Raw genomic sequence first — 25440 nt, forward strand, 5'->3', positions numbered from 1 at the left:
GGCCGCTCAGCGCTCCCGGCGCCGGCGCGGCGGCTCGGCCGTACCGGTCCCGGACGCGGCGCCCGAGACGGCCTCCAGGGTCCAGCGGACCTTGTCGCCGCCCTTGATCGCGGTGTGGCAGGGACCCGTCGTGATCTTCTTCTCGTTCACGTACGCGTTCCACTTCTTGGTGCTGTCCGCGACGTCGCCGTGGATCGCGGTGACCACGTAGTCCTGGGTGGCGGGGTCCCAGCTCGCCCGTACGCCGCCGAGGCCGTAGATCCGGTCGGCGTCGACCAGGGCGGTCAGGGGCGTGGGGCTGACGCCGTCGGCGGCGCAGTAGAAGCCGCCGAACAGGGAGCGCGGGCCCGTCCGGACGAGGCCCACGCTCGCGGTGTACGACCCGCCGGTGACGGCCACCCGGACGGCGGCGATGGACCTCCCGGCGGCGGCCCGCCCCACGACGGGGGTCTCGGCGCCGGCGGGCACGGCGGCCGCGAGCAGCAGCGCGGCGGCGGTGACGGGTACGGCCCTGCGGGCCGGGACGTGCGGCACGCGCGCACCCTTTCGTCGGTTCGGCAGCCAACAGCCCCCTTCACCATCGCTCCCCGCACACGGCGCGAGCTGCACCTCCGCACGCGGATGCCGCCCGGACGGCGGGCAGGGCGGTCCGGAGCCGCTGCCCGCTACGGATAGATCTGGCGGCGGCACACCCGGCAGCAGCTCCGGCCCTCGCACAGCCGGGTGTCCGCGTGGTCGCACGGCTCCGGCAGCCGGTCGCCCCGGCTGACGGCGATCCGTAAGACGTCCCGCAGCGCCCCGTGGAGCGGGGCAGCCGTGCGGCACAGCGCCCGGGGGTCCGCATCCGGCCCGGCGAGCAGCGCCCCGGCTTCGGCCAGGAGCGTCTCGGCGGCGGTGAGCAACTCGTCCTCGACCTCGTCGGCCAGCCGGGACAGCCGGCTGTGGGGGTCGTCCGTGCTCAGGTAGCAGGGGCCACCGTCCGGCCTGGTCCAGGGCAGCAACCGCGGTGGCGAACTCTCGAACATATGGCCCGCTTTCTTCCTGTCGATCCCTCTGCCTACCGTGTGTATCGCCCTCACCCCGCCGGGAGACATGGCCTCAACGCCGGTGTTCCGTAGACACGTTGAGCTGGGACGACCGAGAGCTGACGCAGATGAAGTTCACCTCGAAGGAACTGACCCCCTATTTGTCCGCCCGCCACTACTTCGGGTCCGAACAACGCCGCCACCGCGAGCGCGCCGGACTGTCGCTGGTGCAGCTGGCGGACATCGTCAACTTCAGCAAGAGCGCCCTGGCGCGCGTCGAGTCGGCGGAACTGATGCCCCCGCCCGAACTCCCCACGGCCCTCGACGCGGCCTTCGGCACGGAGACGTACTTCCACGGCCTGTACCAACTGGCCAAGAAGGAGGCGCATCCGGATCAGTACCGGCGCTATATGAACTTCGAGGCACAAGCCACGGTCATCGAGCAGTACGGAGGCCAGGTGGTACCCGGCCTGCTGCAGACCCGGAGATACGCGCACACCTTCCTGAGCCGCCAGGAGAATCTGTCGCCGCAAGAGGTCGGGCAACGGGTCGACGCCCGCATGTCACGCCAGGAACGGCAGCGGTCGGAAGCACCGCCCTACCGCTGGGCGATCCTCGACGAAGCGGTGCTCCGCAGGGAGTTGGACGGCGAGTCGGCGATGCGGGAGCAGTTGGCCTCGCTGCTGGCGCAGGTGGATACGCCGTACTCCAAGATTCAGGTGGTGCCGTTCCGGCTCGGGCTGCATGCGCTGATGGGCGGTGCGCTGACCCTACTGTCCTTGCCCGATGGGTCAACGGTGGCTTATGAAGAAGGCATTGAAGCCGGTCACCTGTACGAGACCCCCGATATCGTGGGCAAGTGGAGGCGGCAGTACGAGGTGCTGCGCGCGAACGCCCTCTCTCTTACGGAGTCGGCGGACCTGATTCGGAAGGCAATGGAGGACCACAGGCCATGCGACACGCCCCAGTTGACCTGAGCGGCGCCCAGTGGCGCACGAGCAGCTACAGCAACTCCAACGGAGGTGAATGCGTCGAGGTCGCCGACGACTTCCCCGGCCTCGTCCCCGTCCGCGACAGCAAGAACCCCCACGGCCCGGCCCTCCTCATCCCGGCCACCGCCTGGAACACCTTCGTCGACTCGCTCAAGAAGCAGGGCTAGAAGCACCCTCCAGCCCGTCCCGGCACGCCGCCGGGACGGACCTGCTTCACAGCGACACGGTCTGGCCCTCCGGGGTGACCGTGATGCGGTAGTGGTGGCGGGGCGGGGAGCCCTGGGCGAGCCAGGCGCGGTAGGCGGCCTCGACCTCGTCCCACAGGCGGCGGGGGCCGTGCTGCTCGGTCTCGTAGGTGTCGCGGCCGGGCACGTACTCGACGGTGGCCCAGGAGGTGCGGGCGTCGTCGAAGAGCCAGTAGGTGGCCTCGTCGCTGCCGTCGTCGGCGGGGCACAGCAGCGGCCAGGCGTCGCGCACCCGCAGTCCGACGGCGAAGCGGGCGTGCAGGTCGTCCTCCAGGGTCCGGGGGTCGACGGCGGTCGTCGCGCGGGCGCCCTCCTCGCCGTGGTACCAGTCCCTGATCCGGCCGTAGGAGCGGCGCTGCTGACGCGCCCACATGAAGGCCGGGCGGCCGGAGAAGCGGCCGGTGGCCTGCCCGTCGTGGACGGTCAGGGTCGCGAACGAGAAGGAGTGGAACGAGGAGCCCCACGGGGTGAGGATCGTGCCGCCCGGTGCGGTCTGCGCCACCCAGGCGTAGGGGATGTCGCGCACCGTGCAGGTGGCGATGGTGCGGTCGAAGGGGGCGCGCTCGGGGACGCCGGCCAGGCCGTCGCCGCACTCCGTGTGGGGATGCAGGCCGGCCCGGGCGAGGTTGTCGCGGGCGAGGTCGTGCAGGGCCTTGTCGGTCTCGACGGTGGTGGTGCGGTCCCCGCCGAGCCGGTGGGCCAGCCAGGCGGCGTGGTAGCCGGTGCCGGTGCCGATCTCCAGAACCGCGTCGCCGTCCCGGACGACCGCGGCCATGTCGAGCATCAGGGAGGGCATGGACGTCGAGCACGTCGGGACGGCGACCTGACCTTCGGCGGTCCGGCCGTCGTTGTGCTGGGTGACGAGGGGAAGATCGGCGTAGACCATCCGCCGCCACTCCGCCTCGTCCCCCGAGCGGGAGACCGTGCGCTCCCCCACCTCGAAGGTGTCCGGGACGAAGTGCGCCCGGTCGACCGCGGCGACGGACGGGGCCCAACCGGGCGTCAGCGCGCCCTTGTTGCGCAGGATTTCCACCAGCCGGTCCGGCGAGGACATGGCGCCCCCTACTTCTTCGGCGGGTCGGTCACCGGCTTGGTCCACCGGCCGTCGGACTCCTTCGGACTCTGCTGCTTGTCGCCGTCCGTGCCGCCCTTGCCGTCACCGTGCTTCCCCATGCGTGCCCCCTTCGTCGATGGCGGGATCCCCCGGGCCGGGCGTTCCCCGTCAGGGGATGCCCAGCACGATGCCCCCGCAAGCACCGGCCTGCGGGGGCATCGTTTCTGCGCGGGAAACCGCCGGGGAACCGTCAGACGGTCGCCGGCTCCGGGGCGCGGTCGTCCTCCCCGGCCTGCGGGCCGGAGGGGCCGCCCCGCTTCGCGGCCTTCTTCTTCGCCCGGCGCTCCTTGCGGAGTTCGATCATCGCGTAGAGCGTCGGGACGAGGAGAAGGGTCAGGAGGGTGGAGGTGATCAGACCACCGATCACGACCACGGCCAGCGGCTGCGAGATGAAGCCGCCGTCACCGGTGATGGACAGCGCCATCGGGAGCAGCGCCATGATCGTGGCGAGCGCCGTCATCAGGATCGGGCGCAGCCGGTGGCGGCCGCCCTCGATGACCGCCTCGATGACCCCGTAACCCTGCGACCGGTACTGGTTGATGAGGTCGATCAGCACGATGGCGTTGGTGACCACGATGCCGATCAGCATCAGCATGCCGATCATCGCCGGGACGCCCAGCGGGGTGCCGGTGGCGACCAGCAGGCCGATCGCGCCGGTCGCCGCGAAGGGGATCGAGACGAGGAGGATCATCGGCTGGATCATCGAGCGGAAGGTGGCCACCAGGAGCATGAAGACGATGGCGATGGCCGCCAGCATCGCCAGGCCGAGCGAGGAGAACGCGTCGGACTGGTCCTGGGAGACTCCGCCGATCGTCGCGGTGGCGCCGTCCGGCAGCTTCAGCGCGTCGACCTTCTTCTTCAGTTCGGCGCTGACCGCGCCGGTGTTGTCACCGGTCGGCTTGGCGGTGATGGTCGCCGAGCGGGCGCCGTCGATCCGGGTCATCTGGACCGGACCGGGGACCGTCTGCACGGTGGCGAGGCTGCTGAGCTTGGCCGGGCCCGACGGGGTCGGGACGGTCAGGTTCTTCAGCTCGCCCTCGGTGGTGGCCGGGTGGGCCGACTTCACCACGATGTCCCGCTCGGTGTCGCCGAGGACGGCCGAGCCGCTGGTGGTGCCGCGGACCGCCTGGGTCACCGCCGCGCCGAGCGTGGTCTGGTCGTAACCGGCCGCGGCCGCCTTGTCGTTGGGCTTCACCGAGATCCGGGGCACGCTCTGGGAGAGGTCGCTCTGGACGTCGGTGACGTGGTCGAGGCCGGCCACGGTCTTGCGGACCTGCTCGCTGGCCGTCTTCAGGACATCGGCGTCGCCGGACTTGACGACCACGCTCAGGTCCTGGTTGCCGAAGCCGCCACCGGTGGTGAAGCTGGTGTCGCCGATGGACTTGCCGAGCTTGCCGAGGTCGGCGCGCAGCGCGTCGGTGACCTTGTCGGAGTCCGCGGAGTCCTTCAACTTGAGCTGGTAGGAGGCCTGGTTGGCGCCGGTGCCGCCGCCGAAGGCCGCCATGAAGCCGGAGGAGCCGACGGTCACCTGGTAGTCGGCGATGTCGTCGTTGGCCGCGAGCACCTTCTCGACCCGCTTGGCCTGCTTGTCGGCCGTGCCCAGGCTGGTGCCGGGCTTGAGTTCCTGCTTGAGGGTGAGGGTGTCCTGGGCGCCCTGGTCGAGGAAGTTGGTCTTGAGCAGGGGGCCCATGGCGAAGGTGCCGAGGAGGACCACCACGGCGATGACCAGGCTGGTGACCCGGCGGCGGGTGGCGAACCGCAGGACCGGGACATAGAAGCGCTGGAGGGGGCTCTTGGCCTCCTTCTCCTCGGCCGCCCGGCGCAGGTCGTCCACCGTGCTGCCCTCGGGGATCTGCGGAGCCCGCAGGAACCAGTAGGAGAGCACCGGGACGACGGTCAGGGAGACGACCAGGGAGGAGAGCAGGGCGACGGTCACCGTCACCGAGAAGGAGCCGAACAGCGCGCCGATCATGCCGCCGACGACACCGATCGGGAGGAAGACCGCGACCGTGGTGAGGGTGGAGGAGGTGACCGCTCCGGAGACCTCCTTGACGGCGTTGAGGATGGCCTCGCGGCGCTCCTCGCCGTAGCCCAGGTGCCGCTTGATGTTCTCCAGGACGACGATGGAGTCGTCGACGACGCGGCCGATCGCGATGGTCAGCGCGCCGAGGGTGAGCATGTTGAGGGAGAGGTCACCGGTCCACAGCACGATCAGGGTGAGGACGACCGAGAGCGGGATGGAGACCGCGGTCACCAGCGTGGAGCGCAGGCTGAGCAGGAAGACCAGGATGACGATGACCGCCATGGCGAGGCCGAGCAGGCCCTCGGTGGTCAGCGAGTCGATCGACTTGGAGACCTGCGGGCCCTGGTCGGAGGCGACCGTGACGTGGGTGTCCTTGCCGAGGTCCTGACGGATCTTGGAGAGCTTGTCCTTGACGCCGTCGGAGATGGCGACCGCGCTGCCGTCCTTGTCCATCGTCACGTTCACGGCGAGGCTGGGCTTGCCGTTGGTGCGGGTCAGGGACGTCGGAGTGGCCTGCTCCTCCTTGACGGTGGCGACATCGCCGAGGCGCACCGCCGCGCCCGCACGCCCGCCCGCGGAGGGGCCGGCGGCGGGGGCACCGCCGGCGGACGCGCCGCCGCGCGAGGAGTCACCGCCGGCCGACGCACCGCCACCCGCGGACGCACCGGCGCCCGCCGACGGGGCGAGCTTCAGGTCCTTGATCTGCGCGACGGAGGTGAAGCCGGCGCCGACCTGAACGGTCTTGCTCTTGCCGCCCTCGGAGAACGAGCCGGCGGGCACCGACGTCCCGCCGTTCTGCAGCGCCTGGCTCAGCGACTGGGCGCTCAGCCCGGCGGCGGCGAGCTTCTTGTCGTCGGGGGTGACCGCGACGATCCGGTCCTGGACGCCGTCCACGGTGACCTGGCTGACGCCGTCGATGTTCTTCAGGTCCGGTACGACGCTGCGGTTGAGCTGGTCGGCCAGCGTCTGCTGATCCTTGGAGTCGGAGGAGACGGCGAGGACCACGGTGGGGATGTCGTCGGTCGAGCCGGACACCACCTGCGGGTCGACGTCCTTGGGCAGTTTGGCGCGGGCGCGGTTCACGGCCTGCTGGACGTCGGCGACCAGGCGCTTGGAGTCGTTGCCGTAGTCGAACTGCGCCATGATGACGCCCGTGCCCTCGCTCGACGTCGAGGTGACGGACTTGATGCCGTCGACGCCCTGGACGCCGTCCTCGAGCGGTTCGATCACCTGCTTCTCGACGACATCGGGCGAGGCGCCCTGGTAGGGGGCCAGCACGGACACCATCGGGAGTTCGATGGACGGCAGGAGCTGCTGCTTGAGCTGCGGGATCGCGATGGCGCCGAAGGCGATCGCCACGATCGACATCAGCGCTATCAGGCCCCGTTGCACGAGGCTGAGGCGGGACAGCCAGGCCATGGTGGGGTCACTCTCTTCTGTTCCGAAAGGGCGGCGGGGCCTGCTCAGGCCCGACGACAGGGGCCTTTGCAGCCCACCTCAACCTTCCGGCATGCCCTGGCCGGTTTTCCTCGCTCGCAGGTCGGTTTCCGGTCCGGTGGTGTACCGCGTTCGGAGTACGTTTACTCCGTCCTTACTGCACCCGTGGGCGTACGAGTCCCGACTCGTAGGCGATGACCACCAACTGGGCGCGGTCGCGGGCGCCGAGTTTGGCCATCGCACGGTTCACGTGCGTCTTGACGGTGAGCGGGCTGACCTCCAGCTGCCCGGCGATCTCGTCGTTGGACAGCCCGCCGGCCACCAGCGTCAGCACCTCCCGCTCCCGGCCGGTCAGCGTCGCCAGCCGCCCGGTGGCCCGCCCGGCCCGGCCGCCGTCACCCGAACCGCTGCCCTGCGCCAGGAACTTGGCGATCAGGCCCTTGGTCGCCACCGGTGACAGCAGCGCCTCGCCGGCCGCCGCGATCCGGATGGCGTGCAGCATCTCGTCGGGTTCGGCGCCCTTGCCGAGGAAGCCGCTGGCGCCGTTGCGCAGCGACTGCACCACGTAGTCGTCGGCCTCGAACGTCGTCAGGATGACCACCCGCACCCCGGTGAGATCGGGGTCCTCGCTGATCATCCGGGTGGCCGCCAGGCCGTCCACGCCGGGCATCCGGATGTCCATCAGGACGACGTCGGGACGCTCGGCCCGGGTCAGTTCGTAGGCGCCGGCGCCGTCGCAGGCCTCCCCCACGACCCGCATGTCCGGTTCGGAGTCGACCAGTACCCGGAACGCGCTGCGCAGCAGGGCCTGGTCGTCGGCGAGCAGCACCTTGATCGTCATGTGGTCTCCCCCGTACGGACGGACTGCAGTGGAAGGGTCACCCGCACCTGGAAGCCGCCGGCCGCGCGCGGGCCGGTGACGACGGTGCCGCGCAGCGCGAAGACCCGCTCGCGCATCCCGATCAGGCCGTGACCGCCGCCGCTCTCCTCGTGCCCGCCGGGGCGGTCGGGGTCCACAGCGGGCCGCTCGCCGCCCTTCTGGCGGGGCACGCCGGCCCGGCCCGCCCCGTCGTCCAGGACGGTGACGGTCAGCGCGGTGTCGGAGTGGACGATGCGGACCGTGGCCCGGGCCCCTTCCCCGGCGTGCTTGTGGACGTTGGTCAGCGCCTCTTGGACCACGCGGTAGGCGGTGAGGTCGGCGGAGGCGGGCAGTGGCCGGGGCGAGTGCGGGATCTCCAGGTCGACGGGGATGCCGGCGCGGACGAATCCGTCGACGAGCTGATCGAGGACGCCCAGGCCCGGGGCCGGCTCGGTGGGCGCCTTGGGGTCGTCGGACTGCCGCAGCAGGCCGACGGTGGTGCGGAGTTCCTCCAGCGCCGAGCGGGACGCCTCGCGCACGTGCGCCAGCGCCTCCTTGGCCTGGTCGGGGCGGTTGTCCATGACGTGCGAGGCGACCCCGGCCTGGACGTTGACCAGGGCGATGTGATGGGCGACGACGTCGTGCAGCTCGCGGGCGATCCGCAGGCGCTCCTCGGCGACCCGGCGGCGGGCCTCCTCGTCGCGGGTGCGCTCGGCGCGTTCGGCGCGCTCCCGGATGGCGTCGACGAAGGCGCGTCGGCTGCGGACCGCGTCACCGGCCGCCGCGGCCATGCCGGTCCAAGCGAAGATCCCGATGTTCTCCTGGGCGTACCAGGGGCGCGGCCCGTAGAGCATGGCGGCGGCGGTCAGCACGACGATGGTCAGCGCGCCGACCCGCCAGGTGGTGGGGCGGTCGGTGCGGGAGGCCAGTCCGTAGAGGGCGATCACGGTGGCGGCGGCCACCGGGACGCCCTGGGTGTCGGTGCGGGTGAACAGCTCCCCGAGGGTGAGCACGACCGTCACGGCGAGGACGGTGCGCGGCAGCCGGTGGCGCAGGATCAGGGCGGCACAGGCCAGCGCGGCCAGCGTCACGCCGGCGGCGGACAGCTCGTGGCGGACGAACCGCGTGCCCTGCGAGCCGTGCGGACCGGCCATCGCGCCGAACAGGATGAGCCCGAAGGCGACGACGGCCACGAGGGCGTCCCACGCGCGCGGATGCGTGCGGTGCCACTGGAAGCGGCCGGCGCGCGAGGGGTCCGGGCGGGGATCGAGGAGGCTCACAAGAGCAAACGGTAGCGCCCCGGTCCGCGGGGGACCGGGGCGCTGTGCGCTGGAGTGGAGTGACCGGGCGCGGCCCGGCCGGAATTCAGCCCGGGATCAGCCCGTCGTCACTGAGCATTTCCCTGACCTCGTCGAGCGAGGCGTCCGGGGACGGCAGGATGAGGGCGGACGGTTCGAGGGCGTCGTCGGGAAGCGGTGCGCCCAGGCGGCGCACCGCGTCGAGCAGGGCGCCGAGGGTGCGCCGGAAGCCTTCCTCGTCGCCGCTCTCCATCTCGCCGAGCAGCTCGTCGTCCAGCTTGTTGAGCTCGGTGAAGTGGGCATCGTCCAGCTTCACCTGGCCCTCCCCCATGATCCGTACGATCACGACGGTCTCCCTTGGTCCGGTCCGACGATCTCTGCGAGGCTAGCCGCCGCCGACCGTCACTGCTTGTCGAAACGCGGCTGGTCCTGCGGCCGGGCGGGCTGGGCCCCGCCGTTCTGGCCACTTTCGAGGGCCTGCTGGTCGGCGGACGAACCTCCGGCGAGCTCGGCCTTCATCCGCTGCAGCTCCAGTTCGACATCGCTGCCACCGGAGAGCCGGTCCAGCTCGGCGGTGATGTCGTCCTTGGCCATGCCGGAGGGGTCGTCCAGCGCGCCGGAGGCCATCAGCTCGTCGATGGCGCCGGCCCTGGCCTGCAGCTGCGCGGTCTTGTCCTCCGCGCGCTGGATGGCCATGCCGACGTCGCCCATCTCCTCGGAGATGCCGGAGAAGGCCTCCCCGATCCGGGTCTGCGCCTGGGCGGCCGTGTACGTGGCCTTGATCGTCTCCTTCTTGGTGCGGAACGCGTCGACCTTGGCCTGCAGCCGCTGGGAGGCGAGGGTGAGCTTCTCCTCCTCGCCCTGCAGGGTCTGGTGCTGCGTCTCCAGGTCGGTGACCTGCTGCTGCAGCGCGCTGCGGCGGGTCAGCGCCTCACGGGCCAGGTCCTCGCGGCCGAGCGCCAGCGCCTTGCGGCCCTGGTCCTCCAGCTTGGCGGACTGGCCCTGGAGCTGGTTGAGCTGCAGCTCCAGGCGCTTGCGGGAGGTCGCCACGTCGGCGACCCCGCGGCGCACCTTCTGCAGCAGCTCCAGCTGCTTCTGGTACGAGTAGTCGAGGGTCTCGCGCGGGTCTTCGGCCCGGTCCAGGGCCTTGTTGGCCTTCGCGCGGAAGATCATCCCCATCCGCTTCATGACACCATCGCTCATGGGCCTCGCGCGCCCCCTTCTGACCGAGTCACCTCGGGCTTCGGCTCCAGCACATCTACAGACCCCACAGTACGGGCCCTGGTTCCATTACCGCACTGTTCGCGCCCGGATGCGCTCCTCCTCCAGGACGATCGCGGGCGCCGTTCCTCCCGCCCAGGGAGTAGTGGAGAGTCCCGACGACCGGGCGTGATGTCCGCTCTGGGTGGGTAAGCGCCACCGGCGCTCCCGGTGAAACGGTACGGCCCGGGGCGCTCCGTTGCCGGATCGTGCCCGTCGGACCGTGGCCCCGCCGCGCCGAGCACGTACTCTTGGGTGTTGTGTTCCGAAGCCGTTCGAAGGATGAGCAGGCCGCGACCGCCAAGGTGACCGCGGACCAGCCCCAGCAGCCCCGCGATCCGCAGGCCCCCAAGGGCCGGCCGACGCCCAAACGCAGCCAGGCGCAGTCGCAGCGCCGCTCCCGTGCGCACACGCCGACCAACCGCAAGGACGCCACCAAGGCCCAGCGGGAGGCCCGCCGCAGCGACATGGCCCGTCAGCGCGAGGCGCTGGCCAACGGCGATGAGCGGTATCTGCCGGTGCGCGACAAGGGTCCGGTGCGCCGCTTCGCGCGGGACTACGTCGACTCCCGCTGGTGCGTCGCCGAGTTCTTCCTGCCGATGGCCGTGGTGATCCTGGTGCTCACCATGATCCGGGTGCCCTCGATCCAGAGCATCGCGCTGCTGCTGTGGCTGGTGCTGATCGTGCTGATCGTGCTCGACTCGGTGCTGATCTGGTTCCGGCTCGGCAAGCGGCTCCCGGAGCGCTTCCCGAACGAGAACCTCAAGGGCGTGAAGGCGTACGCGGTGATGCGCACGCTCCAGATGCGGCGGCTGCGGCTGCCCAAGCCGCAGGTCAAGCGGGGTCAGCGCCCCTGACCTCCGCGGTCGCGGACCGCGCGGAGGCAAGACGTCACAGCGCGGCGCGGCCGGCCCCTCCACGGGTGCCGGCCGCGCCGCGTGCGCGTGCTCAGCCCTCGGCGTCCGCGTGCAGGCTCATCGGCCCCGCGTAGATCTCGGTGCCGTCCTCGAAGAGCCTGACCTGGTCGACGCCGCCCTCCAGGAGGGCCTTCCACTCCTCGCCGATCCAGGACTCCGCGTCGCCCTGGGTGGTGAACTCCTCGGGCTGCACCGCGGGGGCCGTCTCCGCACCGTCCGCCTTCTCGAACCGCCACGTCCACGCCATGTCCGCCTCCTGGAATCCCACCGGGTACGAGTCCGTGTCACCGCGGGCGTGGTCCCGCCACGTCGCGCGGTGCCGTGCTTCCGTGCTGATCGGCAGCCTAACGGCCGTGTCGAGTCCGCCCCCGCCGCGCTCCCCGCGGCCGGACGCGAGAAACTCGGCGGTGTGGATGTGACTCTCCTCGGCACCGGGGCCCCGCAGGGGCTGCCGCGCCCCGGCTGCCCGTGTGCCGCCTGCGCGACCGCCGTCGGCGACGGGGCGCGGGCGGCGACCGCGCTGCTCGTCGACGGCGTGCTGCTGATCGATCTGACACCGGGGCCGGCCTTCGCGGCGGCCCGGGCCGGGCGGTCGCTGGCGGGCGTCCGCCAGGTGCTGCTCTCGCATCCGCACGACGGCCCGGCGATGGAGGTGCCGGCCGGGCTGCCGCAGCCGGGGCGGGTCGCCGACGGGCGGGAGCTGGCCCTGCTCGACGGGCACCGGGTGCGGGCCGTCGCGGTGGACATCCCCGGCACCGGCTACGAGATCACCGGGGCCGACGGCGAGCGGCTGCTGTACCTGCCGCCGGGCGCGGCTCCGGCCGGGCTGGCGGACGGCGGGCACCGCGGGCAGGGCGGCGCGGTGCCCTACGACCTGGTGCTGCTCGATGTGCTGGAGCGGCCGGACGCGCTGGCCCGGCTGCGGGCGGGCGGGCTGGTCGACGCGGCGACGGACGTGGTCGCGGTGCACGTGGACCACGGCGTGCCGCCGGGCCCCGAGCTGCACCGCAGGCTGGCGGCGGCGGGTGCCCGGGCGGTGGCGGACGGCAGTTCGCTGGTGGTCGGGGAGTATCACGCGGTCCCGGACCTGCCGCGCCGGACGCTGGTGCTGGGTGGGGCGCGCAGCGGGAAGTCGGTGGAGGCGGAGCGCCGGCTGGAGGCCTTCCCGGACGTGGTGTACGTGGCCACCGGGGGGACCCGGGACGGCGACGAGGACTGGGCGCAGCGGGTCTCACTGCACCGCGAGCGGCGCCCGGGCAGCTGGCGGACGGTCGAGACGTGCGATCTGGTGCCGCTCCTGGAGGCCGAGAGGCCGGGGAGGCAAGCCGAGAGGCCGGGGAAGGACGCCGACAGCCCGGGGACGGAAGCCGGCGGGGTGGCCTCGGGTCCCGGGGCGGACGGCACCGGGGGCGTCGCGGGGGCCGGGGGCGGCCGGGCGGCCGATGCCTCGCCGCTGCTCATCGACTGTCTGGCGCTGTGGCTGACGCACGTCATGGACGAGGTCGGGGCGTGGGACGACGAGACCTGGGCGGCCGGGGGGCGGCAGGCGCTGCGGGAGCGGACCGACGCGCTGGTGGCGGCGGTGCGCGCGACCTCGCGGCCGGTGGTGGCGGTCAGCAACGAGGTCGGCTCCGGGGTCGTCCCGGCGACGCCGGCGGGCCGCCGGTTCCGCGACGAACTGGGGCGGCTGAACGCGGCGTTCGCCGCGGAGTGCGAGCAGGTGCTGCTGGTCGTCGCGGGCCAGGCGCTTGCGCTGCGCGGATGACGGATGCCCGGCGGGGCCCGTGTCCGCTTGCCCCGGCGTGCGGCGCCGGGTGCTCTTGAGACGTGAGTGAATCCGAGCGGACCCGGACCGAGGCGCCGGGCGGGCGGGCCGCGCCGCCCGCCCGGGAACCGGGGGCGCGCGGGCGGCGTTTCGACGCGGCCGTCCGCGGCTATCTGGAGCGGTACCCGCGGGCGACGGTGGTCGCGCTCGGCGAGGGCCTCGACACCGGCTTCTGGCGGCTGGACAACGGGCGGCTGACCTGGCTGACGGTGGTGGTCCCGGAGGCCGCCGCGGTACGCCGGATGCTGCTGCCGGACGGCCCCCGGCGGCGTACGGTCGCCTGCCCGGCCGGCGGCCACGGCTGGCTGGACGCGGTGCACGAGCCGCGGAACGGGGTCGTCGTCACCGCGCCGGGGGTGCTGATGCGGCTGTCGCCGGCGGCGGTGCGGGCGCTGCTGGCGGCGTGCGCGGAGCGGTTTCCCGGTGGTGCGCTGGTCTTTGACGCCCTGCCACGGCTGACCGCGGCGCTGGCCCGGCGGGCCGCGGCCGCGCCGGGCGGCGGCCGGCGGCCCGCTCCGGTGCGCTGGGGGCTGGACCGCGCGGACCTGCCGCGGCTGGCGGGTACGCACCCGGGGATCGCCGCGGTGCGCGAGGTCGGGCCGGTGCCCGCGCCGGGTGCGGCGGCGTGGGGCCTGCCGTCGTGGCTCGGGCAGCGGGCACCGGTGCTGCGGGCGCTGACGCCCCTGGTGTGCGAGGTGCGCTTCGCGGGAGCCCGTTCCCCCCGACGTGCCTCGTCAGCGGTGCGTTGACGGTAATCTGCGCCCAATGAGCGCCCTGAATCTCGATGACTTCGCCAATCTGATCGAGCGCCCCGACGGCGGGGTACGCCGGACCGCCGAGGAACGGCGGGCGCGCCTGGCCGTGCCACCGGGAGCGCTGGGCCGCCTCGACGAGTTGGGCGAGTGGCTGGCCGCCGCGCAGCAGCAGGTGCCGGTGCGGCCCCTGGCGCAGCCGCGGGTGCTGCTGTTCGCGGGCGATCACGGCGTGGCACAGCTCGGCGTCTCGGCCCGGCCGGCGGGGACCACCAAGGACCTCGTCCGGGCCGCGCTGGACGGTGCGAGCCCGGCGGCGGTGCTGGCCCGCGGCGCGGGGGCACAGCTGCGGGTGGTCGATCTGGCGGTGGACTGCGATCCGGAGGAGCTGCCCGCTGAGGTCACCCGGCACCGCGTGCGGCGCGGTTCGGGGCGGATCGACATCGAGGACGCGCTGACGGCCGAGGAGGCCGAGGCCGCGTTCCGGGCCGGGACGGCACTCGCGGACGAGGAGGCGGACGCCGGCACCGATGTGGTGGTGCTGGGCGATCTGAGCGTCGGCGGGACGACGGCGGCGAGCACCCTGATCGCCGCGCTGTGCGGCACGGACGCCTCGGTGGTCACGGGGCGGGGCGGGTCCCCGATCGACGATCTGGCGTGGATGCGCAAGTGCGCGGCGATCCGCGACGCCCTGCGGCGGGCCCGTCCGGTGCTCGGCGATCAGCTGGAGCTGCTGGCCGCGGTCGGCGGCGCGGATCTGACCGCGATGACCGGCTTCCTGCTGCAGAGCGCGGTGCGCCGGACCCCGGTGATCCTGGACGGGGTGGTCTCGGCGGCCTGTGCGCTGGTGGCGCAGCGGGTGGCGTTCCGGGCGCCGGACTGGTGGGTGGCCGGGCAGGCGAGCGGGGAGCCGGCGCAGGCCAAGGCCCTGGACCGGATCGCGCTCAACCCTTTGCTCGACCACGGCGTCACTGCGGGTGAGGGGACGGGGGCGCTGCTCGCCCTGCCACTGGTGCAGGCGGCCGCGGCCCTGGCGGCGGAACTGCCCGTGCGCGACTGACCCGGCACCGGCCCACCGCGGCCGGGCCGCCGGGACGAAGCGAGCGGACGGGCGCCCCTGTGCGGGCGCTCGTTTGCTTCTCGCCGTACCGGACCACCGGTGTGCGCCCCATAAGATCGCGCTTTACACGTTTTATGGGAGACATCGCTTGAGTCCGGAGGAAGGCCGCACGCGCGGTCCATGGTCACGGCGTGGTGCCGGTTTCGGTATCTGGTATCTGCGTACGGTCACATTCATCAACGTGCTGAGCGCGGTGTGGGTGTCGTTCGGTAACGGCATCCGCCGGCACAACAGCGCGGAATTCTTCACTCCGTATCTGCTGACGGCGGGCTTCGCCTCCGGCGCCTTCTCGCTCTTCCTCTGTGTCACCCTGCGGCGGCGCAAGCGGGCCTCGTGGATATTGAATCTGGTGCTCTCCGGTCTGCTGATGTTGCTGTTCGGCGCCGCGATGGTCTCGTTCCCGGAGTTCCGCGGCCATGTGCAGAACTGGGTGTCGCTGGGGCTGACCGGTCTGTTCGTCGTCGCGCTGGTGGTCGGGCGCCGGGAGTTCTACGCCAAGGGCGACCGCGCGAATCCGAAACTGGCGGCGGCGGTCGCGGCCGTCGGCCTGCTGGTCACCTCGCTGCTGGCCGCGCTGCTGGTGAGCGCCACCAACACCGCGGACGGCCACCCGACGTTCGTGCAGCGCTGGCGCTACGGTCTGATGCGGCTGGTGTCGCTGGCCCCCGACGGTCGGGCGTTCCCGGAGATCGCCACCCCCAACTGGGTCGGTGTCGCGATCAACGTGCTGAGCACATTGCTGCTGGTCGCGGTCCTGTGGGCGGCCTTCCGCTCGGTCCGCAGCACCGACGCGCTCACCGCGGACGACGAGGAGCGGCTGCGCGGGCTGCTGACCCGGCACGGCGATCGCGACTCGCTGGGCTACTTCGCGCTGCGCCGTGACAAGAGCGTGCTGTTCTCCCCCAGCGGCAAGGCCGCGGTCACCTACCGCGTGGTGGGCGGGGTGTCGCTGGCCTCCGGTGATCCGCTGGGCGACCCCGAGGCCTGGCCCGGTGCGATCGAGGGCTGGCTGGCCGAGGCGCGGGCGCACGGCTGGGCGCCGGCCGTGATGGGCGCGAGCGAGGAGGGCGGCACGATCTACGCCCGGCACGGGCTGGACGCGCTGGAACTGGGCGACGAGGCGATCGTGGAGACCGCGCAGTTCACCCTCGCCGGACGGGCGATGCGCACCGTGCGGCAGGCCTACCACCGCATCGAACGGGCCGGCTACACCGTCCGCATCCGGCGCCACGAGGACATCCCCGCGCAGGAGATGGACCGGCTGCTGGAGCTGGCCGACGACTGGCGCGACGGCGAGACCGAGCGCGGTTTCTCGATGGCGCTGGGCCGGCTCGGCGACCCGGCCGACGGCAGCTGTGTGTTCCTCGAATGCCGTGACGCGGACGGTGAGCTGCGGGCCCTGCTGAGCTTTGTGCCGTGGGGCCCGAAGGGCCTTTCGCTGGATCTGATGCGGCGGGAGCGGAACTCCGAGAACGGCCTGATGGAGTTCATGGTGCTGGAGTTGATCCAGCGCGCGAAAGAGGTGGAGATCACTCAGCTCTCACTGAACTTCGCGATGTTCCGTTCCGTCTTCGAACGCGGTTCGCGGCTCGGTGCGGGCCCGGTGCTGCGCCTGTGGCGCTCACTGCTCAGCTTCTTCTCCCGGTGGTGGCAGATTGAATCGCTCTATCGCGCCAATGCGAAATACCGGCCCATCTGGGAGCCGCGGTACATGCTCTTCGAGAAGAGCACCGATTTGCTGCGGATCGGAATCGCCGCGGGCCGCGCGGAAGGCTTTCTGGAAGCACCGGGTCTGCCCAAGTGGCTGAACCGCACGCACCTGGAGAAGGCGAGATGAGCGAGGCCGGGGCGGGGCGCGAGGTGCCCGCGCCGGGGCCGGCACCGGCCCCGGTCCTGCGCCGCGCCGCGGCTGCCGAGTGGGGCCCCCTGCTGACCACGGTGTGGTCCGCGCTGGCGGTGCGCAAGCTGCGGGCGATCCCGGTGACGCTCACCGCGGTGTGTCTGACCCTGGTCTTCCAGTGTGTGCAGAACCAGGCCTGGGGCTATCGGGCGGTCCAGGACATCGGCTCCATCCAGGCCTGGGAGCACCTGTGGCTGGCGCTGCTGCGCACCCCGCTGTCGCTGTTCGTGCCCGCGCTGGACCTTCCGGTGTGGGGCGCGCTCGCGCAGATCCTGGTGGTCTTCGGGATCGCCGAGATCTGCGTGGGCTGGCGGCAGACGCTGGGCGTCGCCTACCTGGCCACGCTCGCCGGGACGATGTACGCCCGGATCGGCATCTGGATCGGCCCGCAGAGCCCGATCGGGCTGGCCGACGCGGACAAGTACGTGCTGGACACCGGGCCTTCGGCGGCCGTGGTGGGCCTGGCGGTGTACGTGTGCTGGCGCCATCGTGCGTGGTTCACCTGTGGCGCGGTGGTGGCCGCGATGGTCCTGGAGGTGGTGTTCATCAAGAACAACCTGGCGGGCAAGGAGCATGTGGCGGCGGTGCTGGCGGTGCTGGTGGTCTGCCTGGTGCGGGAGGCGTGTCTGCCGCGCACCCCGGCGGCCCTGCGGCCCGTCAGCGGCTGGGAGCACCCCCGATGAACTGCTCGACCCTGCGGCGCAGCCCCGACCAGCGGCGGTCGTGGCGCACGGCGCGGACCCGGGCACGGGCCCGCGCCCTGGGCCGGTTGCGGTAGAAGCGCCGGGCCCAGGGCGAGTGCGGCCGCGCCAGCCGGATCGCGCCGAACAGCGCGACGAACGGCACGAAGACGCCGATGACCGCCATCCGGCCCTTGCCCTTGGTGAGCGCGACGAGCGCGAAGAGGAAGTTGACGGCCACGGTCCGTACGACGGTGAAGCGGTCCGTGGCCTCCTCCGGGGACAGCTCGTTGACGCCGAACGGCAGGAACCCGCCGAGGATCAGGGCGACCAGGGCGACGGTGAGGATGACGATCTCGACACTCTTGGTGCCCTCCTCGGTCCAGTAGACGTCGTCCAGGTGCAGGATCAGCGCGAACTCGTCCAGGACGAGGCCCACCCCCATGCCGAAGAGCACCGCGGCGACACCGGACCCGAAGCCGCGCCGGCCGCCGGCGAGCGCGATGAAGCCGCCGACGACCATCAGCACCACCCCGGGCACGACGTGGTGCACATGGACGCCGCCCGGGCTGATGTTGCGGAACGGCCCCCGGCCCGCGCGGATGAGACGGGTGATGACGCGGGTGACGAGGAAGGTCAGCACGAACGAGGCCAGGGCGAGCAGCAGCGGCAGCTTCCCCGGTTCGACGATGTTGCGGTACCACCAGTGGCCCATCCCACTCGCTCCCCATCTGCCGCGTCCGGACACCTGGCCACCATTAGGCCCCCTCCCGGTGCGCGGGACCGGCAGCCAAACGCCGGGGGCGCCCGGATAGCCTGCCGCGGTGACCGACACTCCCGCTCCCCCGTCCGCCGCCGACGCCCTGCGCTTCGCGTTCGGGACGCTGACCGTGCTGCCGGTGCGCCTGACCCGCTGGGACCGGGCGGCGGCGCGCGACGGCATGCTCTGCGCGCCACTGGCCGGGCTGCTCGTCGGGCTGTGCGCGGCCGCCGTCGGCGGGGCGCTGCTGCTGCTCGGCGCCGGTCCGCCGCTGGCCGCGGTCGGCACCGCCGCGGTGCCCGCGGTGCTCACCCGCGGACTGCATCTGGACGGGCTGGCCGACACCGCCGACGGGCTGGGCAGCGCGAAGCCCGCCGAGGACGCCCTGCGGATCATGAAGCAGTCGGACATCGGCCCGTTCGGGGTGCTCACGCTGCTGTTCACGGTGCTGGCGCAGGTGGCCGCGCTGTCCGGGCTGTACGCCGGGGGCTGGGCGCGCGGCGCGGCCGCGGCGGCCGTCGCGGCGGTCGTCGCCCGTACCTCGCTGACCCTCGCCTCCCGTGCGGGGGTACCGGCCGCCCGCCCGGAGGGACTCGGCGCGGCGGTCGCGGAAAGCGTCCCGAGGCGGGCGGCGTTGCTGTGCGCGGCGCTGGTGACCGCCGGATGCGCGGCGGCCGGCGCCCTCTTCGGCCCGTACGGCGCGCTGCACGCCGCGCTCGCCGCGGTGGCCGGACTCGGGCTCGGCGAGCTGGTGCTGCGGCACTGCCGGCGGCGGTTCGGCGGGGTGACCGGCGATGTGTTCGGGGCCCTCGCGGAGAGCGCCGGACTCACGGCGCTGCTGGCGCTCGCCCTCGGCTGACCTTCACACTCCCCCTCCCCAACCTCCGACTCGCCCTGATTTCATGGCAGTTCACCCCTTACGGCGCCTTCTGCCGCGACGGGTGTTGTCGCCGGTGTGGTAGGGGACAGGGCCGCGCGGCGCCGCCGAGCGTAGGCTCGGCCGCAGCAGCGCGCTGCGCGCAGACGGATTCCCCGGACGGAACAGGACCCTTATCACCGTGACTGCACTGACCCTCAGTACTTCTCCCGCCGCAACGGTGCGTGCGGATGCCGTCGTCGTCGGCGTGGCCAAGGGCGCCAAGGGCGTCGTTGTCGCCCCCGGCGCGGAGGCCGTGGACAAGGCCTTCGGCGGCAAGCTCGCCGCCGTGCTGGAGACCCTCGGCGCGAGTGGTGCCGAGGGCGAGGTGACCAAGCTGCCCGCCGCCGACGGCCTCAAGGCTCCGGTCGTGCTGGCGGTCGGCCTGGGCGACGCCCCGGCCAAGGGCGACGCCTACGACAACGAGGCCCTGCGGCGTGCCGCGGGCAGCGCCGCCCGCGCCCTGTCCGGCACCAAGAAGGCCGGCTTCGCCCTGCCCCTGGAGGACGCCGAGGCGGCCGCCGCGGTGAGCGAGGGCGCGCTCCTCGGCGCGTACACCTTCACCGCGTACCGCAGCACCAACGGCGCCGGCGCCAAGGGCAAGAAGGACGACGGCCGCTCGGCGCCGCTCGGCGAGGCCGCGATCCTCGGCGGCAAGCCGCGCGACAAGGAGTTCAAGGCCGCCGCCGAGCGTGCCGTCGCGCTGGCCGAGGAGATCAACCGCGCCCGCGACCTGATCAACATGCCCTCCAACGACCTCGACCCGAAGTCCTTCGCGGCCCAGGCCCAGGCCGCCGCCAAGGAGTTCGGCCTCAAGGTCGAGGTGCTCGACGAGAAGGCGCTCAAGAAGGGCGGCTACGGCGGCCTGATGGGCGTCGGCCAGGGCTCCGAAGCTCCCCCGCGCCTGGTGCGGATCGCGCACACCCACCCCAAGGCCGACAAGACCCTGGCGCTGGTCGGCAAGGGCATCACCTACGACTCGGGCGGCATCTCGCTCAAGCCGGCCGGCCACAACGAGACCATGAAGTGCGACATGAGCGGTGCGGCCGCCGTGTTCGCCGCGGTCGTGGCCGCCGCCCGCCTCGGCCTGCGGGTGAACATCACCGGCTGGCTGGCGCTCGCCGAGAACATGCCGTCCGGCTCGGCCACCCGCCCCGGCGACGTGCTGACCATGTACAGCGGCAAGACCGTCGAGGTCCTCAACACCGACGCCGAGGGCCGGTTGGTGCTGGCCGACGCGCTGACCCGCGCCTCGGAGGAGTCCCCGGACGCGATCGTGGACGTCGCCACCCTGACGGGTGCCATGGTGCTCGCCCTGGGCAACCGCACCTTCGGGATCATGGCCAACGACGACGCCTTCCGCACCTCGATCCACGAGATCGCGGAGGAGGTCGGCGAGCAGTCCTGGCCGATGCCGATGCCCGCCGAGCTGCGCAAGGGCATGGATTCCCCGATCGCCGACATCGCCAACATGGGCGAGCGGATGGGCGGCGGCCTGGTCGCCGGACTCTTCCTGAAGGAGTTCATCGGCGAGGGCATCACCTGGGCCCACCTGGACATCGCGGGCCCGGCCTTCCACGAGGGCGCCCCCTGGGGCTACACCCCCAAGGGCGGCACCGGATCCGCGGTGCGCACCCTGGTGCGGCTGGCGGAGCGCACCGCCGCGGGCGACCTGGGCTGACCGCCCGGCCGGGGCGTTTCCGCCCCGCTGTCCGCTTGATCCCAAGGCCCCGGGCACCCCGCCCGGGGCCTTGGGCGCGCGTTCGTCCGCGTTCGCCCTGGACGAAACCCGCCCACCCGTCGCACACCGCCACCCTTCCCAGGCGGCGCTTCGCCCACTGCACCTTTGTACGCGCCAGTAACCCGTACGAGGCGGCTGATCACCGTCTCACAGCCCGGCCCGCCGTCCCGGCTTCCCGGAACAAGTGCGAAGATGGGTTCTCGGCAGGACAGGGCCCCCCTTACCCAGGGCCGAAGTAAATGCGGCCGAACCACAGCCGCCGCCCGGTCATCGGAGACCGGCTCCGGCGTACCCATGCATGGAGGACGTGACGTGGCGAACGACGCCAGCACCGTTTTCGACCTAGTGATCCTCGGCGGCGGCAGCGGTGGCTACGCCGCGGCCCTGCGCGGGGCGCAGCTGGGCCTGGACGTCGCCCTGATCGAGAAGGGCAAGGTCGGCGGCACCTGCCTGCACAACGGCTGCATCCCCACGAAGGCTCTGCTGCACGCCGGTGAGATCGCCGACCAGGCTCGCGAGAGCGAGCAGTTCGGCGTCAAGGCCACCTTCGAGGGCATCGACATCGAGGCGGTCCACAAGTACAAGGACGAGGTCATCTCGGGCCTGTACAAGGGCCTGCAGGGCCTGATCGCCTCCCGCAAGGTGACGTACATCGAGGGCGAGGGCCGGCTGTCCTCCCCGACCTCCGTCGACGTGAACGGCCAGCGGGTCCAGGGCCGCCACGTCCTGCTGGCGACCGGCTCCGTGCCGAAGTCGCTGCCGGGCCTGGAGATCGACGGCGACCGCATCATCTCCTCCGACCACGCGCTGACGCTGAACCGCGTGCCGAAGTCCGCGATCGTGCTGGGCGGCGGCGTCATCGGCGTCGAGTTCGCCTCCGCGTGGAAGTCCTTCGGCACCGACGTCACCATCGTCGAGGGCCTCAAGCACCTCGTCCCGGTCGAGGACGAGAACAGCTCCAAGCTGCTGGAGCGCGCCTTCCGCAAGCGGGGCATCAAGTTCAACCTCGGCACCTTCTTCGACAAGGCCGAGTACACCGCCGACGGCGTGAAGGTCACCCTCGCCGACGGCAAGACCTTCGAGGCCGAGGTGCTGCTGGTCGCGATCGGCCGCGGGCCGGTCTCGACGGGCCTGGGCTACGAGGAGCAGGGCGTCGCGATGGACCGCGGCTACGTCCTCGTCGACGAGTACATGCAGACCAACGTGCCGACCATCTCGGCCGTCGGTGACCTCGTTCCCACCCTCCAGCTCGCGCACGTCGGCTTCGCCGAGGGCATGCTGGTGGCGGAGCGGCTGGCCGGTCAGAAGACCGTGCCGATCGACTACGACGGCGTGCCGCGCGTCACGTACTGCCACCCCGAGGTCGCGTCGGTGGGCATCACCGAGGCCAAGGCCAAGGAGCTGTACGGCGCCGACAAGGTCGTCGCTCTCAAGTACAACCTCGCGGGCAACGGCAAGAGCAAGATCCTCAAGACCACGGGCGAGATCAAGCTCGTCCAGGTCAAGGACGGTGCCGTGGTCGGCGTCCACATGGTCGGTGACCGTATGGGCGAGCAGGTCGGTGAGGCCCAGCTGGTCTACAACTGGGAGGCCCTGCCGGCCGAGGTTGCGCAGCTCATCCACGCGCACCCGACGCAGAACGAGGCCCTCGGCGAGGCCCACCTGGCCCTGGCCGGCAAGCCTCTCCACTCCCACGACTGACCCCTTCCCGGGCGCGATCACATCCGCACCACTTTTGTAAGGAGCAACTGAAACCATGGCGGTTTCTGTAACCCTGCCGGCGCTCGGCGAGAGCGTCACCGAGGGCACCGTCACCCGCTGGCTCAAGGCCGAGGGTGAGCGCGTCGAGGCCGACGAGCCGTTGCTCGAGGTGTCGACCGACAAGGTCGACACCGAGATCCCGGCCCCGGCCGCCGGCGTCCTGTCCGCCATCAAGGTGGCCGAGGACGAGACCGTGGAGGTCGGCGCCGAGCTGGCCGTCATCGACGACGGCACCGGCGCGCCTGCCGCTGCCCCGGCCCCGGCCGCTGCCGAGGCCCCCGCGGCCGAGCCGCAGCCCGAGCCCTCCGCGGCTCCGGCGGCCGAGGCCCCCGCCCCGGCCGCCGCCCCCGCGGGTGGCGCCGAGGGCACCGACGTCGTCCTCCCCGCGCTCGGCGAGAGCGTCACCGAGGGCACCGTCACCCGCTGGCTGAAGGAGGTCGGCGAGGAGGTCCAGGCCGACGAGCCGCTGCTGGAGGTCTCCACCGACAAGGTCGACACCGAGATCCCGGCGCCGGCCTCCGGCACCCTGCTGGAGATCGTCGTCGGTGAGGACGAGACCGCCGAGGTCGGCGCCAAGCTCGCCGTGATCGGTTCGGCCGACCAGGCCGCCGCCGCTCCGGCCGCTGCCGCCCCGGCCCCGGCCCCCGCCGCCGCTCCGGAGCCCACCCCGGCTCCCGCGCCGGCCCCGGCCGCCCCGGAGCCCGCCGCCGCTCCGGCTCCGGCCCCCGCGCCGGCTCCGGCCGCCCCGGCACCGGCCGCCGCTCCGGCCCCCGCCGCTCCCGCCGCCCCGGCTCCGGCCGCCGGTGAGGGCGCGTACGTCACCCCGCTGGTGCGCAAGCTCGCCGCGGAGAGCGGCGTCGACCTGAGCACGGTCAAGGGCACCGGGGTCGGTGGCCGCGTCCGCAAGCAGGACGTCATCGCCGCCGCGGAGGCCGCCAAGGCCGCCGCTCCGGCCGCGCCGGCGGCCGCGGCTGCCAAGTCGACGGGCCCGGCCATCGAGGCGTCCCCGCTGCGCGGTCAGACCGTCAAGATGCCGCGGATGCGCAAGGTCATCGGCGACAACATGATGAAGGCCCTGCACGGCCAGGCGCAGCTGACCACCGTGGTCGAGGTGGACATCACCAAGATCATGCGGATGCGCAACCAGGCCAAGGACGCCTTCGCGCAGCGTGAGGGCGTCAAGCTCTCCCCGATGCCGTTCTTCGTCAAGGCCGCTGTCCAGGCGCTGAAGGCCCACCCGGTCGTCAACGCCCGGATCAACGAGGACGAGGGCACCATCACCTACTTCGACACCGAGAACGTCGGTATCGCGGTGGACGCGGAGAAGGGCCTGATGACCCCGGTCATCAAGGACGCCGGTGACCTCAACATCGCCGGCATCGCCCGCAAGACGGCGGACCTGGCGGGCAAGGTCCGCGCGAACAAGATCACGCCGGACGAGCTGTCCGGTGCGACCTTCACCATCAGCAACACCGGTTCGCGCGGCGCCCTGTTCGACACCGTCATCGTGCCGCCGAACCAGGTCGGCATCCTGGGCATCGGTGCCACCGTCAAGCGCCCGGTGGTCATCAACCACCCGGAGCTGGGCGAGACCATCGCGGTGCGCGACATGACCTACCTCGCGCTCTCCTACGACCACCGTCTGGTGGACGGCGCGGACGCCGCCCGCTACCTGACCACGGTCAAGCAGATCCTGGAGGCCGCCGAGTTCGAGACCGAGATCGGTCTCTGAGCCCGGTAGTCAGCCCGTAGGTGTGCAAGGGGCCGGCCCCGGTTCGTACAGCGTCACGTACGAACCGGGGCCGGCCCCTTTGCGCGGTCGCGTCCCGGATAATGGCCCTGCCACCCCACGCTCTGAAGGAGCACCCCATGACCCCGCCCGTCGTCCATTCGCTGCGCGAGCAGATCCGCGAGCACATCCTCGAGGGGATCGTCAGCGGCCGCTGGCAGCCGGGCGAGCGGATCGTCGAGCGGCGGATCGCGGTGGAGCTGGAGGTCAGCCAGACGCCCGTACGCGAGGCACTGCGCGAGCTGGAGTCGCTCCAGCTGATCGAGTCGGCACCGAACAAGGGCGTCCGGGTGCGGAATCTGACCGCGGACGACCTCAAGGAGAGCTATCCGGTGCGTGCCGGGCTGGAGCAGGTGGCCGCCGAGCTGGCCGCCGGGCGGCTGGCCGAGGACACCGCGGCGCTGGAGCAGGAGGTGACGGCGCTGCGCGCGGCGGACCTGGCCGGGGACGGCGAGGAGCAGGTGCGGCACACCGTGGCCTTCCACCGCGAGATCGTGCAGGCCGCCGGGAACGCCGTCCTGCTGCACACCTGGGAGTCGCTGGGCATCGAGGTCTGGACGACGCTGTCGATCCGCTGGTTCAGCCCGGAGCCGCGCTCGCACGCCCAGGACCACCAGGAGATCGTGGACGCCTTCCGGCGGCGCGACCCGAAGATCGGCGCCCTGCTCAAGTCCCACGTGCTGAGCTGCGCGCCCCGGGTGTGAGGGAGTTCGGGCCCCCGGGCCCGGGAGCGTGCGGGAGGGGCGGGTGGCCTCTCCCGCACGGGGTGACGGGGCCTTCCCGCACGGGGTGACGGGGCCTTCCCGTACGGGGTGACGGTCCCCTCCCGGACAGGGCGGCGGGACCGTCCCTGACACGGCGATCGCCCCCCTTCCGCCAGGCACGCCGTGCCCGAAATTACGGCACCCCGTGCCGACCTGCGGCAATTCCTTCGGGGAGCGTTGATCGATCATCGATCAGAGGCGTATCGTCTCCGTCGGGGCGCGACACCCACACCTGCCTGCCGAACTCGTCGGGCTGTCGTCG

23 protein-coding genes are annotated in these 25440 nt (G+C 72.5%); 13 read left to right on the plus strand and 10 right to left on the minus strand.

The genetic code is table 11. The features are described from left to right. Positions 1–6 precede the first annotated feature (6 nt). Both ACQP17_RS10170 and ACQP17_RS10175 read right to left on the minus strand, forming a co-directional pair. Positions 7–534, minus strand: a complete 528-nt coding sequence (locus tag ACQP17_RS10170) for a DUF4430 domain-containing protein (protein ID WP_433855962.1) — start codon at positions 532–534, stop codon at positions 7–9. A 131-nt stretch (positions 535–665) separates the two neighbouring features. Further along, positions 666–1025, minus strand: a complete 360-nt coding sequence (locus tag ACQP17_RS10175; RefSeq protein ID WP_433855963.1) for a hypothetical protein — start codon at positions 1023–1025, stop codon at positions 666–668. Between the two features lie 128 nt (positions 1026–1153). Between ACQP17_RS10175 and ACQP17_RS10180 the strand changes: the two genes are divergently transcribed. Then, positions 1154–2002 (plus strand): helix-turn-helix domain-containing protein, encoded by an 849-nt coding sequence (locus tag ACQP17_RS10180; RefSeq protein ID WP_433859876.1) that lies wholly within the window; start codon positions 1154–1156, stop codon positions 2000–2002. Continuing rightward, on the plus strand, positions 1978–2184 hold the full coding sequence (locus ACQP17_RS10185; RefSeq protein ID WP_433855964.1) for a DUF397 domain-containing protein: 207 nt from the start codon (positions 1978–1980) through the stop codon (positions 2182–2184). The genes ACQP17_RS10180 and ACQP17_RS10185 overlap by 25 nt, the downstream gene beginning before the upstream one ends. A gap of 46 nt (positions 2185–2230) precedes the next feature. On the opposite strand, the gene ACQP17_RS10190 is transcribed toward ACQP17_RS10185, so the two are convergent. The 6 genes from ACQP17_RS10190 to ACQP17_RS10215 form a co-directional block, all read right to left on the minus strand. Next, positions 2231–3316 (minus strand): methyltransferase domain-containing protein, encoded by a 1086-nt coding sequence (locus ACQP17_RS10190; protein WP_433855965.1) that lies wholly within the window; start codon positions 3314–3316, stop codon positions 2231–2233. A gap of 250 nt (positions 3317–3566) precedes the next feature. Beyond that, positions 3567–6818, minus strand: coding sequence for an efflux RND transporter permease subunit (locus tag ACQP17_RS10195; protein WP_433855966.1), 3252 nt, complete (start codon positions 6816–6818; stop codon positions 3567–3569). A gap of 172 nt (positions 6819–6990) precedes the next feature. Next, on the minus strand, positions 6991–7677 hold the full coding sequence (locus tag ACQP17_RS10200; RefSeq protein WP_189098225.1) for a response regulator: 687 nt from the start codon (positions 7675–7677) through the stop codon (positions 6991–6993). Then, on the minus strand, positions 7674–8975 hold the full coding sequence (locus ACQP17_RS10205) for a sensor histidine kinase (RefSeq protein ID WP_433855967.1): 1302 nt from the start codon (positions 8973–8975) through the stop codon (positions 7674–7676). Before ACQP17_RS10205 ends, ACQP17_RS10200 begins: the two co-directional genes overlap by 4 nt. A gap of 85 nt (positions 8976–9060) precedes the next feature. After that, on the minus strand, positions 9061–9339 hold the full coding sequence (gene pspAA, locus ACQP17_RS10210; RefSeq protein ID WP_433855968.1) for a PspA-associated protein PspAA: 279 nt from the start codon (positions 9337–9339) through the stop codon (positions 9061–9063). Positions 9340–9395: 56 nt separating this feature from the next. Continuing rightward, positions 9396–10181, minus strand: a complete 786-nt coding sequence (locus tag ACQP17_RS10215; protein ID WP_364882503.1) for a PspA/IM30 family protein — start codon at positions 10179–10181, stop codon at positions 9396–9398. A gap of 332 nt (positions 10182–10513) precedes the next feature. On the opposite strand from ACQP17_RS10215, the gene ACQP17_RS10220 reads away from it, so the two are divergent. Continuing rightward, positions 10514–11110, plus strand: coding sequence for a DUF3043 domain-containing protein (locus ACQP17_RS10220; RefSeq protein WP_433855969.1), 597 nt, complete (start codon positions 10514–10516; stop codon positions 11108–11110). Positions 11111–11201: 91 nt separating this feature from the next. On the opposite strand, the gene ACQP17_RS10225 is transcribed toward ACQP17_RS10220, so the two are convergent. Further along, the gene (locus ACQP17_RS10225; RefSeq protein ID WP_159746479.1) at positions 11202–11417 is read right to left on the minus strand and encodes a hypothetical protein; all 216 of its coding nucleotides are present in this window, start codon (positions 11415–11417) and stop codon (positions 11202–11204) included. 162 nt (positions 11418–11579) lie between these two features. Between ACQP17_RS10225 and ACQP17_RS10230 the strand changes: the two genes are divergently transcribed. The 5 genes from ACQP17_RS10230 to ACQP17_RS10250 all read left to right on the plus strand — a co-directional run bounded on the left by ACQP17_RS10230 (position 11580) and on the right by ACQP17_RS10250 (position 17450). Beyond that, positions 11580–12935 carry a bifunctional adenosylcobinamide kinase/adenosylcobinamide-phosphate guanylyltransferase gene (locus ACQP17_RS10230; RefSeq protein ID WP_433855970.1) on the plus strand — a complete coding sequence of 452 codons (1356 nt, stop codon included), beginning with the start codon at positions 11580–11582 and terminating at the stop codon, positions 12933–12935. Positions 12936–12997: 62 nt separating this feature from the next. After that, positions 12998–13744, plus strand: a complete 747-nt coding sequence (locus ACQP17_RS10235; RefSeq protein WP_433855971.1) for a class I SAM-dependent methyltransferase — start codon at positions 12998–13000, stop codon at positions 13742–13744. A gap of 16 nt (positions 13745–13760) precedes the next feature. Then, positions 13761–14807 (plus strand): nicotinate-nucleotide--dimethylbenzimidazole phosphoribosyltransferase, encoded by a 1047-nt coding sequence (gene cobT, locus ACQP17_RS10240; RefSeq protein ID WP_433855972.1) that lies wholly within the window; start codon positions 13761–13763, stop codon positions 14805–14807. A gap of 148 nt (positions 14808–14955) precedes the next feature. Next, a complete protein-coding gene (locus tag ACQP17_RS10245; RefSeq protein WP_433855973.1) occupies positions 14956–16704 on the plus strand; it encodes a phosphatidylglycerol lysyltransferase domain-containing protein in 1749 nt (582 codons plus the stop codon). Next, the gene (locus tag ACQP17_RS10250; RefSeq protein WP_433855974.1) at positions 16701–17450 is read left to right on the plus strand and encodes a hypothetical protein; all 750 of its coding nucleotides are present in this window, start codon (positions 16701–16703) and stop codon (positions 17448–17450) included. Before ACQP17_RS10245 ends, ACQP17_RS10250 begins: the two co-directional genes overlap by 4 nt. Here ACQP17_RS10250 and ACQP17_RS10255 read toward each other — a convergent pair. Then, positions 17425–18162, minus strand: coding sequence for a hypothetical protein (locus ACQP17_RS10255; RefSeq protein WP_433855975.1), 738 nt, complete (start codon positions 18160–18162; stop codon positions 17425–17427). The two genes, ACQP17_RS10250 and ACQP17_RS10255, sit on opposite strands and share 26 nt — an antisense overlap. A 109-nt stretch (positions 18163–18271) precedes the next feature. Here ACQP17_RS10255 and ACQP17_RS10260 point away from each other — a divergent pair, with 109 nt between their 5' ends. From ACQP17_RS10260 to ACQP17_RS10280, 5 genes are all read left to right on the plus strand, one after another. Further along, a complete protein-coding gene (locus ACQP17_RS10260) occupies positions 18272–19066 on the plus strand; it encodes an adenosylcobinamide-GDP ribazoletransferase (RefSeq protein WP_433855976.1) in 795 nt (264 codons plus the stop codon). A gap of 199 nt (positions 19067–19265) precedes the next feature. Then, positions 19266–20804, plus strand: a complete 1539-nt coding sequence (locus ACQP17_RS10265; protein ID WP_433855977.1) for a leucyl aminopeptidase — start codon at positions 19266–19268, stop codon at positions 20802–20804. Positions 20805–21176: 372 nt separating this feature from the next. Then, positions 21177–22565, plus strand: a complete 1389-nt coding sequence (gene lpdA / locus ACQP17_RS10270) for a dihydrolipoyl dehydrogenase (RefSeq protein ID WP_433855978.1) — start codon at positions 21177–21179, stop codon at positions 22563–22565. Between the two features lie 55 nt (positions 22566–22620). Then, positions 22621–24357: a 2-oxoglutarate dehydrogenase, E2 component, dihydrolipoamide succinyltransferase gene (gene sucB, locus ACQP17_RS10275; RefSeq protein ID WP_433855979.1), complete on the plus strand. Its 1737-nt coding sequence runs from the start codon at positions 22621–22623 to the stop codon at positions 24355–24357. A gap of 137 nt (positions 24358–24494) precedes the next feature. Then, on the plus strand, positions 24495–25118 hold the full coding sequence (locus ACQP17_RS10280) for a GntR family transcriptional regulator (protein WP_189103907.1): 624 nt from the start codon (positions 24495–24497) through the stop codon (positions 25116–25118). Positions 25119–25440: the final 322 nt, after the last annotated feature.

Origin of the sequence: Streptomyces kronopolitis, from assembly GCF_050953795.1 — a bacterium.
GTDB classification, from domain to species: domain Bacteria; phylum Actinomycetota; class Actinomycetes; order Streptomycetales; family Streptomycetaceae; genus Streptomyces; species Streptomyces kronopolitis_A.